Raw genomic sequence first — 15,157 nt, forward strand, 5'->3', positions numbered from 1 at the left:
CCGCCTGACGCCCGGATCCATCGCGCGCAGGCACCCCCCCCCCGACCCCGCCCAGGCGATCCGCGTCCCGGGGCGGGGTCGGGGGGGGGGTGCCTGCGCGCGATGGATCCGGGCGTCAGGCGGAGGCGGCGGCGAAGCGGGCCGCCTCGCGGTCGGCGCCGGCGGGCTTCGCGCCGGTGGCGAGGCCGGTCTTCAGGCCGGCGACCTTGGCCGCGATGTTCTCGGCGACCGTGATGGGCGGGTACGCCGTCCCGCCGTCGGCCACGGTGCCCGGGAGCGGCGAGATGACCGCGTCGTAGTTGCCGTCGAAGAAGAACGCCGCCGAGCGCCGGCGGATGATCCGGCCGTCGACGACCGGCGGGTTGACCCGGTGCAGGGTGGACTTCCAGCGGTCGTTGGTCCAGCGCGCCATCGCGTCGCCGAGGTTGATGAGGAAGGCCCCGTCGGCCGGCATGACGTCGTGCCAGGCCTCCTCGCCGGTGCCGTCGTCGCCCAGCACCTGGAGGCCGGCGACCTGGTCGGCCCACAGCACGGTCAGGATGCCGAAGTCGGTGTGGGCGCCCATCCCCATCAGCTCGCCGGCCAGCTCGATCTCGCCCTCGGGCAAGGTGTAGTTGTTCATCTTCATGGCGTCGATCGAGTGGTCGACGAGGGTGTCGAAGTGGTCGATCGGCAGGCCGAGCGCCTCGGAGCAGGCGCGCAGCAGCACCCGCGAGAGCCCGGTCGCGGCGGCGAAGTAGTCCAGGACCGCCGGCTCGAATCCCGGGGCCGCCTCGGGCCAGTTGTTGCCGGCGTAGCTCGACTCGGGCAGCTCGACGCCGTCGTACCAGCCGGCCTCGGAGCCCACGGTGTAGGCCTCGTAGAAGTCGTTCATCATGTTCGCGGGCGTGACGCCGAGGCTGTTGGAGAGCGACTCCGACTTCGGCGGCGCGTAGCCGCGGTTGTCGCCGGGGTTGCGGCGGTAGCGCTTCTTGACGTCGAGGTCGAGTCCGAAGAACTCGTCGAGCGCGGCCTTGAGGCCGTCGACGAGCCGGTCGTCGACGCCGTGCCCGACGACCTGGAGGAAGCCGACCTCGCGGCAGGCGCGGTCGATCTCGGCCGCCACCTGCGCGCAGGCGGGGTCGGTGGCGGCGCTGGCGCCGGGGACGAGGTACGGCGAGATGTCGATGGTCGGGACGTGGAAGCTCATGGCGGGCTCCTGATCGGGTGGTCGAGGGTGGTCGAGGTGGTGCGGACGAGGGGTGAGGGCTCAGCGACGGTCCGCTGAGCTGTGCCAGCGGCCGACGAGGGTGGAGGTGAGGACGGCGAAGAGGCCGAAGACCGCGATGCCGAAGGTCGCGGCGAGGAGGATCGAGGCGATCAGGTCCTCACTTCGCAGCTGGGCGCGGTAGTTGTCGATGAGCGTCCCGATCCCGGCCTCGCCCTGGGCGAAGAACATGTCGCCGATGATCGCGCCGATGACGGCCTGCCCCGCCGCGATGCGGAGGCCGGTGAGGATGGAGGGGAGGGCCGCCGGGAGCTCGAGCCGGACCAGTCGCTGGAGGCCGGAGGAGCGGCCGAGGCTGAAGAGCTCGTGCAGCCCGCGGTCCACCGAGCGGAAGCCGAAGTTGGTGTTGGTGATGATCGGGAAGAGCGAGATCAGCACGCAGACGAGCACGCGGGCGGTCAGGCTGTAGCCGAACCAGAGGCCGATCAGCGGCACGATTGCCAGGATCGGGACGACCTGCAGCAGGACGGCGTAGGGATAGATCGAGCGCTCCAGCCAGCGGGCCTGGCTCATCAGCGCACCGACCGCGACGCCGACCGCTGTGGCGACGAGGAGGCCGATCGCCGTGACCCGCGCGGTGACGGCGAGGCCGTCGAGCATGGGCTGGAGGTGCGCGCCGTCGGAGAGCGAGAGCTGCCACACCTGCTGCGGCGGCGGCAGCAGGAACCGGCGGCTCGGGCTGAGCACGAGGTAGCTCGCGGCGTACCACGCCCCGAGGCCGGCGGTGAGCGCCAGCACCGGCACCGCGGCTCCCGCGATGATCCGGCGGAGCCTCGTGGCGGACAGGGTCATCGCGGGCCGGCGTACGCGGGAACGGATGGCGGGGACGGTGGTCATCGGACTCCTCGGAGCAGCTCGGAGATGTGCTTCACCTGGTCGACGTACGACGCCTCGAAGCGGAGCTCGGGCCCGCGGGGCCGGGGGAGGTCGACGTCGACCACGGCACGGATCCGTCCGGGCCGGGCGGACATCACGACCACCCGGTCGGCGAGCAGGACGGCCTCGGAGACGGAGTGGGTCACGAAGAGGGCCGTGAAGCGGCGCCGCTCGTAGAGGTCGAGCAGTTGGAGCTGCATCTCCTCGCGCGTCATCTCGTCGAGCGCACCGAAGGGTTCGTCCAGCAGCATCACCTGCGGCTCGAGGGCGAGTGCCCGAGCCAGGGAGACCCGCATCCGCATGCCGCCGGAGAGCGAGCGGGGCAGCTGGTCGGCGAAGTCCTCGAGGCCGACCGCGAGGATGGCGTCCTCGACCCGGCCGCGGGCGACCTCGCGCGGGAGGCGGGCGAGCTCGCCGAGCAGCGCGACGTTGCGGCGGACCGACGCCCAGGGCAGCAGGGTCGGCTCCTGGAAGATGAAGCCGACCGAACGGGTCCCGACGGCGACGCTCCCGCGACTGGGACGCTCCAGTCCGGCGGCCAGGCGCAGCAGGGTGGACTTGCCGCAGCCGGAGGGTCCGACGATGGCGACCATCTCCCCGGTGCGGACCGACAGGTCGACGTCCTGCAGCGCCGTCGTGCCGGTGCCGTAGGTCATGCCCAGGTGCTGGAAGGAGACCTGGAGGCCGTGGACCAGGTGGCTGGCGTCGACGTCGTTCATCGTGTCGGCGAGCGGGGTGGCGCGGGTCATGGTGCTCCGATCAGTGGATATGCGATGCAGTCGCTCCGGTTGACGACAATCCTCTGATTACATGTAGATCAGAACAAGATATCGGGCCATTAAATGCTTGTTACATGCATATTGATCCCTTGCGTCGCCCTCGGCGGGTCGGTCAGTGTTCCCGCCAGTGCCCCGGCGTCGGGGCGCCCCCTTCCTCGCCACCCCCCCAGACCCACCCCGCCAAGGAGAACCCGATGAACCCGTCCCCGCCCACCGCCCGACGTGCCGCCGCCGCGGCCGGAGCCCTCCTCCTCGCCGGCGCGCTCGGCGCCTGCTCGTCGGAGTCCTCGGGGTCCTCCGGGTCCGCGGGCTCCGAGGCGAAGGCCGCCGACCTTCCTGCCGCGCCGGCCGCCGAGCAGCTCGGCGACGCCTGCGGCGCCGATGTCGTGGTGCAGCTGCAGTGGCAGCCCCAGTCCGACATGGGAGCGCTCTTCTCGCTCCTCGGCCCCGACTACACGGTCGACACGACGACGAAGTCGGTCACCGGGACCCTCGTCGTGGACGGCGCGAGCACCGGCACCAAGCTCACCCTCCGCGCCGGCGGCCCGGCGATCGGCTTCCAGTCCGTGCCGTCGGAGATGTACGCCGACGACTCCGTCGACTTCGGCCTGGTGCACTCCGACGTGATGATCGCCGCCTCGGGCGACCAGCGGGTCGTGGCCGTCACGCCGCTGCTCACCCACTCGCCGGCCATGCTCATGTGGGACCCCGCGTCGCAGGGCGACGACTTCGACATCACCAAGCTCGCCGACAGTGGCGCGACCGTGGTCGTCTCGAAGGACCAGTCGTATCCGGCCTGGCTGCTCTCGAAGGGCTACGTCACCGAGGACCAGCTCGACACCGGCTACGAGGGCACCCCGGCCCGGTTCGTGGCCGACCCGTCGATCGTCCAGCAGGGCTTCGCGAACTCCGAGCCCTACACCTACGAGAAGGACACGCCCGCCTGGGACAAGAAGGTGGACTACGAGATGCTCAAGGACGTCGGCTACGACCCCTACGCGTCCAACCTCACCGTCCGCGCGGACAAGCTCGAGTCGTCGGCGCCGTGCCTGGAGAGGCTGGTGCCGATCGTGCAGCGGGCCAGCGCCGACTACGTCACGGACCCGGATGCCACGAACAAGGTGATCGTCGACGTGGTCGGGTCGGACCCGTCGTACTCGGCGTACACGATCGGGGAGGCGACCTACAGCAGCGACCTGCTGCGCTCCGAGGGCCTGATCGAGGCGGAGAACGGGACCGTCGGCGGCTACGACGACGCGCGCGTCGACGCCTTCTTCGACGAGGTCGCCCCCATCATCCGCGCGCAGGGCAGCAAGGTGCCCGACGACCTCGCCGCCGACGACCTCTTCACCAACCGGTTCGTCGACACCTCGGTCGGGATGCCGTGACGACGACCGACCTGCGCCGGCCGAGCCCCCGGGGGGCCGAGCGGCCCGCGGCGGTCACGGACGTGACCGTGTGGACCGGCTCCGGCTGGCGGGCGCACACCGACGTGCTGCTCGCGGGCGGGCTGGTCGGCGACCTCCTCGACCACGACCCGGCGCGGGTGTGGCCCGAGGAGGTCGTCTCGGGGAGGGGCGGTCATCTCATTCCGGGCTTCACGAACACGCACACCCACCTGCAGCAGTCTGTGCTGCGAGGCGCGGGCGAGGGGCGGCCGCTCCTCGAGTGGCTGCTCGCGATCGGTGAGGGCATGGTCGCCACGACCCCGGAGACGGCGTACGTCGCCACCGTGGCCGGCGCGCTCGAGGGGCTGCTCGGCGGCACCACCCTCCTCGTCGAGCACGGCTGGTCGCACCCCGACCCCGCGATCTGGGATGCCGTCCGTCGCGGGCTCGACCACGTCGGCGTCCGCGCCGTCCTCGGTGTCGGCTGGGCCGACCGGGCCGACGCGACGCGGCGCTGGGGCTTCGAGCCACGGCTGATGAAGCCGGTCGAGGAGGTCTTCGACGACCTCACCGGCCTCATGAAGGCCACGGCGGGATCGCGGATCGCCATGGCCGTCGCCGTGGCCAACGCCCGCACGATCACCCCCGACGGCATGGCGCTGGTGCGCGGGTTCGCCGACGACCACGGACTGCCGGTGACCATCCACCTCTCCGAGACCGGCACGGACGACGCGATGTGCCGCGAGCACGCCGGCGTCGACGCCGTCACCTATCTGGAGCGGGGCGGGCTCCTGGGCGGCCATTTGCTGGCGGTGCACGGCGTCGCCCTTTCCCGCGAGGCGGCGGCACGGCTGGCCTCCCACGGCGTCGGGCTGTCGTGGAACCCGGTCTCGAACATGCGGCTGGGGTCCGGCGTCGCGCCGGTGGGCGAGTGGCGCGAGCTCGGCCTCGCCGTCGGCCTCGGGGTCGACGGCCCCGGCTCGAACGACCGCCAGGACATGTGGGAGACGCTCCGCTCCGGGGCCTACGTGCAGCGTGCGGTGCAGGGCAGGGCGGACGTCCTCCCCTTCGCCGAGATGATCGCTCTCGCGGTCGACGGGGCCGCCGCCGTCCTCGGCCGGCCGGCCGCGCGCGTGCCCGGAGCGGTCGAGGTGGGGCGGCCGGCGGATCTCACGCTGGTCCGGTTCGATCGCGACTTCGGCTGCCTGCCGGTCACCGATCCGGGCGCCTCGATGCTGACGACGGGAACGCCGCGGATCGTCGACACCGTCCTCGTCGAGGGTGAGGTGGTGGTCCGCGACGGCCGCAGCACCCGGATCGACGTCGGCGCGCTCACCGAGGCGCTGCTGGCGCTGTGACGGCTGTGCCGCACCTCGCCACGATCAGGCCGACCGCGGTGCCGACGAGCGTCTCCACCGCCCGCTCCGCGAGGAGCGTGCCGGTCGGCAGGGGCGCGGCGAGGTTGACCATGAGCAGCGCCAGCGGGGTGACCGCGACGAGAGCCAGCGCGTAGCTGCGGCCCACGACCAGCTCGGCCAGTGCCTGGAGCACGGTGACGGCGACGATGATCCCGAGGCCGCGCAGGTCCAGCGCCAGCAGGACCGCCGCCGCGCCGAGCCCGGCCGCTGTGCCGACGACCCGGCTGAGCCCGCGGCTGAGCTGGGCGTGCCACTCCCGGGCGGCGAAGGGCACGACGGCGGCCACCATCGCCCAGTAGGGCCGGCCGATCCCGGCGCCCGTGGCGATCAGCCCGGCGGCGAGCACGCTCGCCGCGGTGAGCGACGGGTGGGCGATCCCGGTGCGCCGAGGCCGGTCGGCGGCGGCCGGTCCGTGCCGTGGCGCGGTGGGTCGGTCGCGCCGGATGGACAACCCCGCCGCGCCGACCAGGATCGAGAGCGCCGCCGCGCTGGCCGAGCAGAGCGCCGCGGTGCCGACCTCCGCGGCCCCGCTGGGCACCGAGGCGACGGCCGCGAAGGCGAAGACCGGGAAGAGCGCGCCCGGAGGATGCCAGCCCCGCCGCGCGGACTCCCACGTCGCCGTGCCCGCGACGAGGGCCGCGACCGGGACGGCGAGCCACCGCCGCTCGTCGCTCAGCCCGACCACCGAGCCGAGGGTGACACAGGCGGTCAGGACGATGCCGACGACGACCTGGAGCCGGGTCCGCCGTACGCCGGCGCGCTCGCGTCCGTAGAGCGAGGTGAACGCCCCGAACGACGCGTACAGCGACCACTCCAGCCGCCCGAGCGACCACAGCGCCAGCAGCGGCACCAGCACGGAGATCGCCGCCCGGCCCGCGACGCGCTCCGCGTCGCCACGCGGCGCGATGCCCATCGCCTACGAGCGGTCGTGGACCCGCGGCCCGGTCGCCGCACGAAGGTCCGCGAGCGTGACGCCCGGAGCGAGCTCGACCAGCTCCAGGCCGGTCGGCGTGACGTCGAGGACGCCCAGGTCGGTGATGATCCGCTGCACCACCCCCCGGCCGGTGAGCGGCAGCGAGCAGCGCTCGACGATCTTGGGCGAGCCGTCCTTGGCGACGTGCTCCATGAGCACGATGACCTTCGCGGCGCCGTGGACCAGGTCCATCGCGCCGCCCATGCCCTTGACCATCTTTCCCGGGATCATCCAGTTGGCGATGTCGCCGGTGGCCGAGACCTGCATGGCGCCGAGGACCGCGGCGTCGATCTTGCCCGCGCGGATCATGCCGAAGCTCGTCGCGGAGTCGAAGAGGCTCGCGCCCGGACGCAGCGTGACCGTCTCCTTGCCCGCGTTGACCAGATCGGGGTCGACCTCCTCGTCGCGCGGGTATGCGCCGAGGCCCAGGATGCCGTTCTCGCTCTGCAGGACCAGCTCGACGTCGTCGGCGACGTGGTTGGGGATGAGGGTCGGCAGGCCGATGCCGAGGTTGACGTAGTCGCCGTCCGACAGCTCGGCGGCGGCACGGGCGGCCATCTCGTGGCGGGTCCAGCTCACAGACGCACCGTCCGGCGCTCGATCCGCTTCTCCGCGGCCTGGTCCTCGGTGAGGGCGACGACGCGGTGCACGTAGACCCCCGGCGTGTGGATGTCGCCGGGGTCGAGCGCGCCGGGCTCGACGAGGTGCTCCACCTCGGCGATCGTGATCCGCCCGCACATCGCCGCCGGCGGGTTGAAGTTGCGCGCCGCCTGGTGGAAGACGAGGTTGCCGTGCCGGTCGCCCTTCCAGGCACGGACGAGGGCGAAGTCGGCGACGAGCGCCCGCTCCAGGACGTACTCCCGCTCGCCGCCGCCCATGTCGAAGGTCTCGGTCCGCTTGGGGGGTGAGGCGACGGCGACCGAGCCGTCGGCGGCGTACCGCCACGGCAGGCCGCCCTCGGCCAGCTGCGTGCCGACCCCGGCCGGGGTGAAGAAGGCGGGGATGCCCGAGCCGCCCGCTCGCATCCGCTCGGCCAACGTCCCTTGGGGCGTGAGCTCGACCTCGAGCTCGCCGGCGAGGTACTGCCGCTCGAACTCCTTGTTCTCCCCGACGTAGGAGGCGACCATCCGGCGGATCCGGCCGTCGCCGAGCAGGAGGCCCAGCCCCCAGTCGTCCACGCCGGCGTTGTTGGAGAAGACCTCGAAGCTCCCGACGCCGCGGGCGCGCAGCGCGGCGATGAGGACCGAGGGGATCCCGCACAGCCCGAAGCCGCCGACGGCGAGGGAGGCGCCGTCGGGGATGTCGGCGACCGCCGCTGCCGCCGAGGCGACCACCTTGTCCATCAGCCCTCCTGGCCCTCGAGGACCTCGCGCGCGATCCGGAAGGCGGTGTTGGCGTCGGGCACGCCGCAGTAGATCGCCGACTGGAGGACGACCTCCTTGATCTCGTCGACGGTGAGGCCGTTGCGGACCGCGGCGCGCAGGTGCATGGCGAGCTCCTCGTGGTGGCCGCGCGCGATGAGCGCGGTCAGCACGGCGATCGATCGGTCGCGGCGGGTGAGGCCCGGGCGGGTCCAGATCGTCCCCCAGGCGTAGCGCGTGATCAGCTCCTGGAACTCCTCGGTGAGCTCGGTGACGGCGGCGTTCGCGCGGTCGACGTGGGCGTCGCCGAGCACCTCGCGCCGGACGACCATGCCGGCGTCGTACGTCGTCTGCTCGGTGTGCCGCGGGAGGAGCCGGCGCAGGAGGCCGGCCACGCGTCCCGGCGCCTCGGCCGGAGCGAGGTGGGCGACCCCGTCGAGCACCTCCAGGCGGCCGTCGCAGACGCCGTCGGCGATCTGGGCCAGGCTGGCCGGAGGCGTGGGAGCGTCCTCGTCGCCCGCGATGGCCAGGACCGGCCGGGTGATCTCGCGAAGACGGTGCCGGACGTCGAAGCCGGCCAGCGCCTCGCACGCACGGGCGTAGCCCTCGGCGTCGGCGTGCTGCAGGTCGGCGAGCAGGGCGGTCGCGGTCTCCGGGTGCTGCTCGATGAATCCCTTGGCGAACCACCGCTCGGCGCTTCCCGTCACCATGACCGGCGTGCCGCTCGCGCGCACCGTCGCGGCGCGGTCGTGCCACCCCTGGGCGTCGCCGATCCTCGCGCCGGTGCAGATCAGTGCGGCGCCGGCGACCTCCTCCGGCGCGTCGAGGAGCCACTGGAGCGCCACCGCCCCGCCGAGCGAGTCGCCCGCCACATACACGCCGAGTGGGGCCTCCCCTCCCGCCGAATGGGGGCTCCGTCCGGGGCGAGTGGGGGCCGCGGCGGCGCGAGCCTGGACGACGCCCGCCGCGAAGGTACGTACGCCGGCGGCCAGCTCGGCCAGGTCGTACGGCTCCGCGACGGGGGCCCCGGCGTGGCCGGGGAGGTTCCAGCCGACGACGTGGAAGGCGTCGTCGAGCCGGGTGGCGACGGGGCTCCACAGGGTCGCGACGCCGGTGCCGAGCGACGGGCCGACGATCAGGAGGGGCAGGGTGGCGTCGCCGGCCAGCTCGACGCCGGTGATGCGGGGGATCGTCATCGGGACCTCTCCGTCACTGCTGGTGAACCGGTCGAATCGGGGTCGGACGTGGCGCGTTCGCCAGCAGTCGTCGCGGCGACACGCTCGAGGACCTCGTCGATGAGGTGGCCGGTCGCGCCGAGGTAGTCGCCGTCGACCTCCGCCTCCGCCCCCGCCTGGGGCCGCGTGCCGGCGCCGGCGAAGGCGACGACGGACTCCTGCTCGGCGAGGAGGTCGTCGCGGCCCGCCTCGACGGTGGCGGCCATCCGGGCCGCGTTCACCTCCAGGCCGGCGAGCAGCTCGGTCGCCTGGCGAGCGGCCACGACCGTCCGTCGACCGAGGTCGCGCAGCGTCGCCCACTCGGCGTGCCAGCCGCCGGAGGGCCGTTCGTCGTCACTGAGCGCGGCGGCGAGGTGGAGCGTCGAGGCGAGCGGCGGGGCGGTGATCGCCGCCCGCCGGAGGAGGACCGAGAGCACCGGGTTGCGCTTGTGGGGCATGGTCGAGGAGCCGCCACGGCCCTCGCCGGCCGGCTCGGCCAGCTCGCCGATCTCGGTCCGGCTGAGCGTGATCACGTCGGCGGCGACCCGGCCCCAGGCGTCGGTCGCGGTGACCAGCGCGTCCCCGATGGCGGTGATCGGGCGGCGCGACGTGTGCCACGGCGGCCGCGCCTCGAGCCCCAGCGTGGCCGCGGTCCGCCGGACCAGGTCCCATGCATCGTCTGCGTCGGAACGGTCCGGGTCGCGCGTGAGGACGGTCGCGGCGGCGAGGGTGCCGGCGGCACCGCCGAGCTGGACCGGCCACCGCAGCGCGGCGAGGGCGTCGCGGGCGTCGAGCAGCCCGGTGAGCCAGCCGGCCGCCTTGAGCCCGAAGGTGATGGGCACGGCGTGCTGGCCGAGGGTACGACCGGCCATGACCGTGTCGCGGTGGGCCTCGGCGAGCGAGGCGAGTGCCTCGACCTGGGCGTCGAGCTCACGGCGTACGGCGTCGGCGGCCTCGCGCGCGACGAGGATCAGGGCGGTGTCGACGACGTCCTGGCTGGTGAGCCCGCGATGGACCCACGCGTTGCCGCTGCGCTCCCGGAGCAGCGTGACGAGGCCGAGCACGGGGTTGCCGCCGCCCTCGGCTCCGGTCGCGAGCGCCTCGAGGTCGGCTTCGCCGACGAGCCCACCGAGCTGCGTGCGCGCGAGCCCCCACTCGGCGCTGCCGGAGGCCCCATTCGGCGGGACGGAGGCCCCATTCGGCGGGGTGGTCAGGGTGGTCAGGGCGTCGAGCCAGGCCTGCTCGACGGCCACCATGGCGTCGAGCAGGGCGGCGTCGCCCATCAGCGCGCCCGCCCGCTCCTCGCCCGGCCAGAACAGGTCAGCCACGCGACCCGGCCCCGAGGTGGTCCAGGAAGACCGTCTCGCGCTCCCCCTGGATCCGGATGTCGAAGACGTAGCCCTCGCCGACGACGCCACCGACGCCGGCGTCCGGCACCGCGATCAGCGTCGCCCGCTCCGCCGGCGAGAGGGAGGCCAGGAACGGGTCGGCCTCGAGGCCCGGGCCGGGCACGTAGGCGCGGGTGAGGAGCCGGTGGAGCAGGCCCCGCGCGAAGAGCGTGACGGCCCACAGCGCCGGCCCGCCGGGCTCGGTGGAGCCGGGCAGCAGCGTCGAGAAGGCGTAGCGCCCGTCCCGGCCGGTCGAGGCGCGGCCGAAGCCGGTGAAGGTCCATCCGTCGCGCCGGATCGAGCCGGCGGCCTGCGGGATCGTCCCGTCGGGCGCCGCCTGCCAGATCTCGACGAGGGCGTCGGGGACCGGCACCCCGGCGCCGTCGTAGACGGTGCCGTGGAGCACCACGGACCCGGGCGAGCCGGGCGGGACGAGGTCGCGGTCGCCGTCGTATGGCAGGCCGTAGTGGAAGAACGGCCCGACGGTCTGGCCGGGGGTCGGCGCAAGCGTCATCAGAGGTCGCTCCCCTCGGGCTCGAGCCAGGTGCGGTGGCCCCCGGTGAGGACGATGTCCCAGCGATAGCCGAGCGCCCACTCGTGGCTGGTGAGGTCGTGGTCGTACGTCGCCACGAGCCTGTCCCGGGCGCCCTGGTCCGTGATCGCCTGGTAGATCGGGTCGAGTGCGAAGAGCGGGTCGCCCGGGAAGTACATCTGGGTGACGAGCCGCTGGGTGAACTCGTGGCCGAAGAGCGAAAAGTGGATGTGTGCCGGGCGCCAGGCGTTGTGGTGGTTGCGCCAGGGGTAGGGACCGGGCTTGATCGTGGTGAAGCGGTAGCGGCCGTCGTCGTCGGTGAGGCAGCGCCCGGCGCCGGTGAAGTTGGGGTCGAGCGGAGCGGGGTGCTGGTCGCGCTTGTGCACGTAGCGCCCGCCGGCGTTGGCCTGCCAGATCTCGACGAGCTGGCGCCGCACCGGGCGCCCGTCGCCGTCGGTGATCCGGCCGGTGACGATCATCCGCTCGCCGATCGGCTCGCCTCGCCCGCCGATCGTGAGGTCCGCCTCGAGCGGGTCGACGTCGCGCTGCCCGAAGCAGGGCGCCCACAGCTCGATGGTCTCCGGGTCGGCGTGGCGCAGGTCCTTGGTGGGGTGGCGCAGCGCCGAGCTGCGGTACGGCGGGTAGTCGATCAGCGGCTGCGGCGTGCTCGCGTCGGCGCCGGCCGCGACCTTGGCGATCTCGTCGCTGATCGTCCGCTGCGAGTCGAGCTGTCGCTCCGGCTGGGGAGCCTGCTCCGGCGCGGTGAGGGAGGTGCTGCTCATGACGGGGTCCTTCCGGTGTAGCCCTCGGCGAGGTAGGTCGATCCGGCACGGGAGGCGACGATGCTCGCCAGCTCGCCGAGCTGGCGCCGCTCGTCGAAGCCGCCGGCCTGGTCGCCGCGAGGAGGCCGGTGGAGCAGGGTGGTCATCCAGTAGGAGAAGTGCTGCGCCCGCCACACCCGGGCCAGCGCCCGGTCGGTGTACTCGGCCAGGGCGTCGGCGTCGTCCTTGAGCAGTGCCCGCTCGACGGTCTCCGCCAGGATGCGTACGTCGGCGAGCGCGAGGTTCAGCCCCTTGGCTCCGGTCGGGGGCACGGTGTGGGCGGCGTCGCCCGCGAGGAGCAGCCGGCCGTGGCGCATCGGGCTCTGCACGAAGCTGCGGAACGGCAGCACCGACCGCTCCAGCACCGGCCCCTCGTGGAGCCGGAAGCCGTCCTCGCCCGCGACCCGGGTCTGCAGGGTCTCCCGGATGCGGTCGTCGGACCAGTCCTCCACCCGCTCGGCCGGGTCGCACTGGAAGTAGAGCCGCTGGACGGTCTCGGTGCGCTGGCTGACCAGGGCGAAGCCCGCCTCCGAGCGGGTGTAGACGAGCTCCGGCGCGTTGGGCGGCGTCTCGACCAGGACGCCGAACCAGGCGAAGGGGTACTCCCGCTGGAAGCGCTCCGCCCCCTCGACCAGGTGGCGGCACATGCTGCGCGACCCGTCCGCCCCGACCACCAGGTCGGCGACGATCTCGTGGGACCGGCCGTCCGTGTCGGCGTACCGGATCCGAGGACGCTCGGTGTCGTCGGCCACGCCGAGGCCGGAGACGGCGGTGTCGGCGATGCCGTAGCGGAGGTCGCCGCCGGTGGCGGTGCGCAGACGGTGGAGGTCGGCGAAGACCTCGGTCTGGGGGTAGAGCCAGCAGGACGACCCGGCCAGGTCGGCGAAGTCGATGCGGTGGCTGACCCCGGCGAAGCGCAGCGAGATGCCGTCGTGCCGGTGGCCCTCGCGCAGCACCCGGTCGGCGCCGGCGTCGACCAGCAGCCGGACGCTGTCGGCCTCGAGGATGCCGGCGCGGTGGGTGCCCTCGATCGTCGGAGCGGTGCGGTTGTCGAGGACGATGCTGTCGATCCCGGACAGGTGGAGGAGCTGGGAGAGCATCAGCCCCGCGGGGCCGCCGCCGACGATGGCGACCTGGGTGCGGCTGGCGTGACTCACGGCGGCGACGCTAGTGACGACCGTCACGCCGGCCTAGAGTGGGATTCCACTCAGTGAAACCAGAGGACGAGAGGGGGTCGGGATGGCCGGCGGCTCCGCGCCCGGCGCCTCGCTCGTCGGGCGGGCGCTCGACGTGCTCGGCTCGTTCGACGAGCGGCACCGCGCCCTGACGCTCGCCGAGCTGGCCGACCGCGCGGGCCTGTCGGCGGCCACCACCCTCCGGATCGCCCGCCAGCTCACCGACGGCGGGGCGCTGGTCCGTGGCGAGGACCGGCGCTACCGGATCGGCCGCCGGATCTGGGACCTCGGCCTGCTGGCGCCGGTGGAGACCGGCCTGCGCGAGGTCGCGGCCCCCTTCGTCGGCGACCTGCACGCCGCGACCCGGGCGACGATCCACTTGGCGGTGCGCGAGGACGACGGCGCGCTCTATCTGGAGAGCGTCGCCGGCCACGCCTCGGTGCCGGTGGTGAGCCGGACGGGATCGCGGCTGCCGCTCTACGCGACCGGCGTGGGGAAGGTGCTGCTGGCCGCCGCCCCCGAGGAGGTGACGCGGCGCGTGCTCTCCTCGCTGCGACCGCTGACGCCGTACACGATCACGGCGCCGGGGATCCTCGTGCGCCAGCTGGCCCGGATCCGCGAGCAGGGCTACGCGACCACGCGGGAGGAGATGACGCTCGGCGCCTGCTCCGTGGCCGTGCCGGTCATGGTCGGCGACGAGGTGATCGCCGCGCTGGGCGTGGTGCTGCCGGACTTCCGGCGCGACCTCGATCGTCTCGTCGCGGCCCTCACGGTCGCGGCGCGCGGGATCGGCCGGAGCGTCCCCCGCGGCGAGTCCTGAGGCCGGATCAGACCGCCGCGGGCGGGATCCGGAAGAGCTCCGCGCGCCGCCGGATGGTCTCCGCACGGGCGAGCCGGGGCTTGTCCGAGCCGTCGCGGATCACGCGGCCGTCGTCGTCGAAGCGCTGCAGGAAGTCCAGCGCCCAGGCGACGTCGGCAGGGGTGGGGGACATCGACTCGTTGATCACGGCCGGTGCGTCCAGGTCGAGGCAGAGCTTGCCGGTCATGCCCATGGCGACCGCGTCCGCGGCGCCCTCGCGCAGCAGGGCGTGCTGCTTGGTCACCGTCGGGCCGTCGATCGCGCCGGGAAGCCCGCCGATCCGGGAGGCGAGCACCAGGCGGGTGCGCGGATAGGCCATCGCGAGCGGGTCGTTGGCCGCGCCGGTGTCCCGGCGGTAGTCGCCCGACCCGAAGGCCAGCCGGAAGGCGCCGCGCGCCCGGGCGATGGCGACGGCGTCCTCGATCCCGAGCGCCGACTCGACCAGGGCGACGACCCGGGTGCCGCCGCCGAGGCGCTGGAAGGTGTCGGTGACCTGCTCGGCCGCCTCGACCTTGGCGAGCATGACGCCGGCGAGGCCGGGCGCGCCCGCGAGGGCGGCGAGGTCCTCGCTCCACTCGGCGGTCGACCAGTCGTTGATCCGGACCCAGGCCCGGCCGCCGCCGTGGAGCCACTCGGCCACGTTGGACCGGGCCTGCGGCTTGAGCGAGCCGTCGACCGCGTCCTCCAGGTCGAGGATGACCTGGTCGGCGCGCCCGAGCTGGGCCTCGTCGAAGCGGTCGAGCCACAGGGCGTTGACCAGCTGCCAGGAGCGGGCGTGGGCGTCGTCGACACGGACGTCCTCGCGCACGCGCCGGCGCTCGGCGAGGTCGGCGTGGGCGCGGTCGGACTCGGTCAGGTGGGGCATGGGCGTTCCTTCGGCACGGTGGGGCCCCTCCAGGCTACGCAGGCCGGTGTCGGGTCGGGACGGCGGCGGCCATGGCATCAGCTGATACGAGCTATCGCCCCGATCACCTCGGCCGCCCGCGCGAGGTGCGGCTCGGTCCGGTCCGCGCGATGCGCCTCGGCCAGCTCGACGGACGCCGCGGGCCGCCCCAGCGGCCGGTAGGCCACGCCCGCCAGGGTCAGCGCGGTCACCGGCTCGGGGA

At 73.9% G+C, this 15,157-nt stretch carries 15 protein-coding genes and 1 pseudogene; 3 read left to right on the forward strand and 13 right to left on the reverse strand.

Features of this window, described 5'->3' with window-relative positions; genetic code table 11:
* Window positions 1-115 precede the first annotated feature (115 nt).
* Genes QM572_RS13280 through QM572_RS13290 form a run of 3 tightly spaced genes read right to left on the reverse strand, consistent with a single transcriptional unit; the run spans window position 116 to window position 2,892 of the window.
* Entirely contained in the window at window positions 116-1,189 is a 1,074-nt protein-coding gene (locus tag QM572_RS13280) for an isopenicillin N synthase family dioxygenase (protein WP_415093875.1), read from the reverse strand.
* A gap of 60 nt (window positions 1,190-1,249) precedes the next feature.
* Complete coding sequence (locus QM572_RS13285; protein ID WP_415093877.1) at window positions 1,250-2,104, reverse strand: ABC transporter permease; 855 nt, start codon at window positions 2,102-2,104, stop codon at window positions 1,250-1,252.
* Complete coding sequence (locus tag QM572_RS13290; RefSeq protein ID WP_415093879.1) at window positions 2,101-2,892, reverse strand: ABC transporter ATP-binding protein; 792 nt, start codon at window positions 2,890-2,892, stop codon at window positions 2,101-2,103. The genes QM572_RS13285 and QM572_RS13290 overlap by 4 nt, the downstream gene beginning before the upstream one ends.
* Before the next feature lie 224 nt (window positions 2,893-3,116).
* Between QM572_RS13290 and QM572_RS13295 the strand changes: the two genes are divergently transcribed.
* The gene (locus QM572_RS13295; protein WP_415093881.1) at window positions 3,117-4,310 is read left to right on the forward strand and encodes a hypothetical protein; all 1,194 of its coding nucleotides are present in this window, start codon (window positions 3,117-3,119) and stop codon (window positions 4,308-4,310) included.
* Entirely contained in the window at window positions 4,307-5,668 is a 1,362-nt protein-coding gene (locus QM572_RS13300) for an amidohydrolase family protein (RefSeq protein ID WP_415093883.1), read from the forward strand. Before QM572_RS13295 ends, QM572_RS13300 begins: the two co-directional genes overlap by 4 nt.
* Here QM572_RS13300 and QM572_RS13305 read toward each other — a convergent pair.
* The 9 genes and pseudogenes from QM572_RS13305 to QM572_RS13345 form a co-directional block, all read right to left on the reverse strand.
* The gene (locus QM572_RS13305; RefSeq protein WP_415093885.1) at window positions 5,643-6,641 is read right to left on the reverse strand and encodes an FUSC family protein; all 999 of its coding nucleotides are present in this window, start codon (window positions 6,639-6,641) and stop codon (window positions 5,643-5,645) included. The genes QM572_RS13300 and QM572_RS13305 overlap by 26 nt on opposite strands.
* A gap of 3 nt (window positions 6,642-6,644) precedes the next feature.
* Window positions 6,645-7,280: a 3-oxoacid CoA-transferase subunit B gene (locus QM572_RS13310; protein ID WP_415093887.1), complete on the reverse strand. Its 636-nt coding sequence runs from the start codon at window positions 7,278-7,280 to the stop codon at window positions 6,645-6,647.
* Window positions 7,277-8,044, reverse strand: coding sequence for a CoA transferase subunit A (locus tag QM572_RS13315; protein ID WP_415093889.1), 768 nt, complete (start codon window positions 8,042-8,044; stop codon window positions 7,277-7,279). Before QM572_RS13315 ends, QM572_RS13310 begins: the two co-directional genes overlap by 4 nt.
* Window positions 8,044-8,445 (reverse strand): 4-carboxymuconolactone decarboxylase, encoded by a 402-nt coding sequence (pcaC, locus tag QM572_RS13320; RefSeq protein WP_415093902.1) that lies wholly within the window; start codon window positions 8,443-8,445, stop codon window positions 8,044-8,046. Before pcaC ends, QM572_RS13315 begins: the two co-directional genes overlap by 1 nt.
* A 33-nt stretch (window positions 8,446-8,478) precedes the next feature.
* Window positions 8,479-9,258, reverse strand: a pseudogene (locus tag QM572_RS13325) (alpha/beta fold hydrolase); the annotation flags it as partial.
* Window positions 9,255-10,604: a lyase family protein gene (locus QM572_RS13330; RefSeq protein WP_415093891.1), complete on the reverse strand. Its 1,350-nt coding sequence runs from the start codon at window positions 10,602-10,604 to the stop codon at window positions 9,255-9,257. The pseudogene QM572_RS13325 and the gene QM572_RS13330, both read right to left, overlap by 4 nt.
* Window positions 10,597-11,178: a protocatechuate 3,4-dioxygenase subunit alpha gene (pcaG, locus tag QM572_RS13335; protein WP_415093893.1), complete on the reverse strand. Its 582-nt coding sequence runs from the start codon at window positions 11,176-11,178 to the stop codon at window positions 10,597-10,599. The genes QM572_RS13330 and pcaG overlap by 8 nt, the downstream gene beginning before the upstream one ends.
* Window positions 11,178-11,978 (reverse strand): protocatechuate 3,4-dioxygenase subunit beta, encoded by an 801-nt coding sequence (gene pcaH, locus QM572_RS13340; RefSeq protein WP_415093895.1) that lies wholly within the window; start codon window positions 11,976-11,978, stop codon window positions 11,178-11,180. Before pcaH ends, pcaG begins: the two co-directional genes overlap by 1 nt.
* Entirely contained in the window at window positions 11,975-13,174 is a 1,200-nt protein-coding gene (locus QM572_RS13345; protein ID WP_415093897.1) for a 4-hydroxybenzoate 3-monooxygenase, read from the reverse strand. Before QM572_RS13345 ends, pcaH begins: the two co-directional genes overlap by 4 nt.
* Before the next feature lie 82 nt (window positions 13,175-13,256).
* Between QM572_RS13345 and QM572_RS13350 the strand changes: the two genes are divergently transcribed.
* Window positions 13,257-14,012 (forward strand): IclR family transcriptional regulator, encoded by a 756-nt coding sequence (locus tag QM572_RS13350; protein WP_415093899.1) that lies wholly within the window; start codon window positions 13,257-13,259, stop codon window positions 14,010-14,012.
* A 7-nt stretch (window positions 14,013-14,019) separates the two neighbouring features.
* On the opposite strand, the gene QM572_RS13355 is transcribed toward QM572_RS13350, so the two are convergent.
* Entirely contained in the window at window positions 14,020-14,916 is an 897-nt protein-coding gene (locus tag QM572_RS13355) for an HpcH/HpaI aldolase/citrate lyase family protein (RefSeq protein ID WP_415093901.1), read from the reverse strand.
* Between the last annotated feature and the right edge of the window lie 241 nt (window positions 14,917-15,157).

The organism is Nocardioides sp. (assembly GCF_047607365.1).
Lineage (GTDB): Bacteria > Actinomycetota > Actinomycetes > Propionibacteriales > Nocardioidaceae > Nocardioides.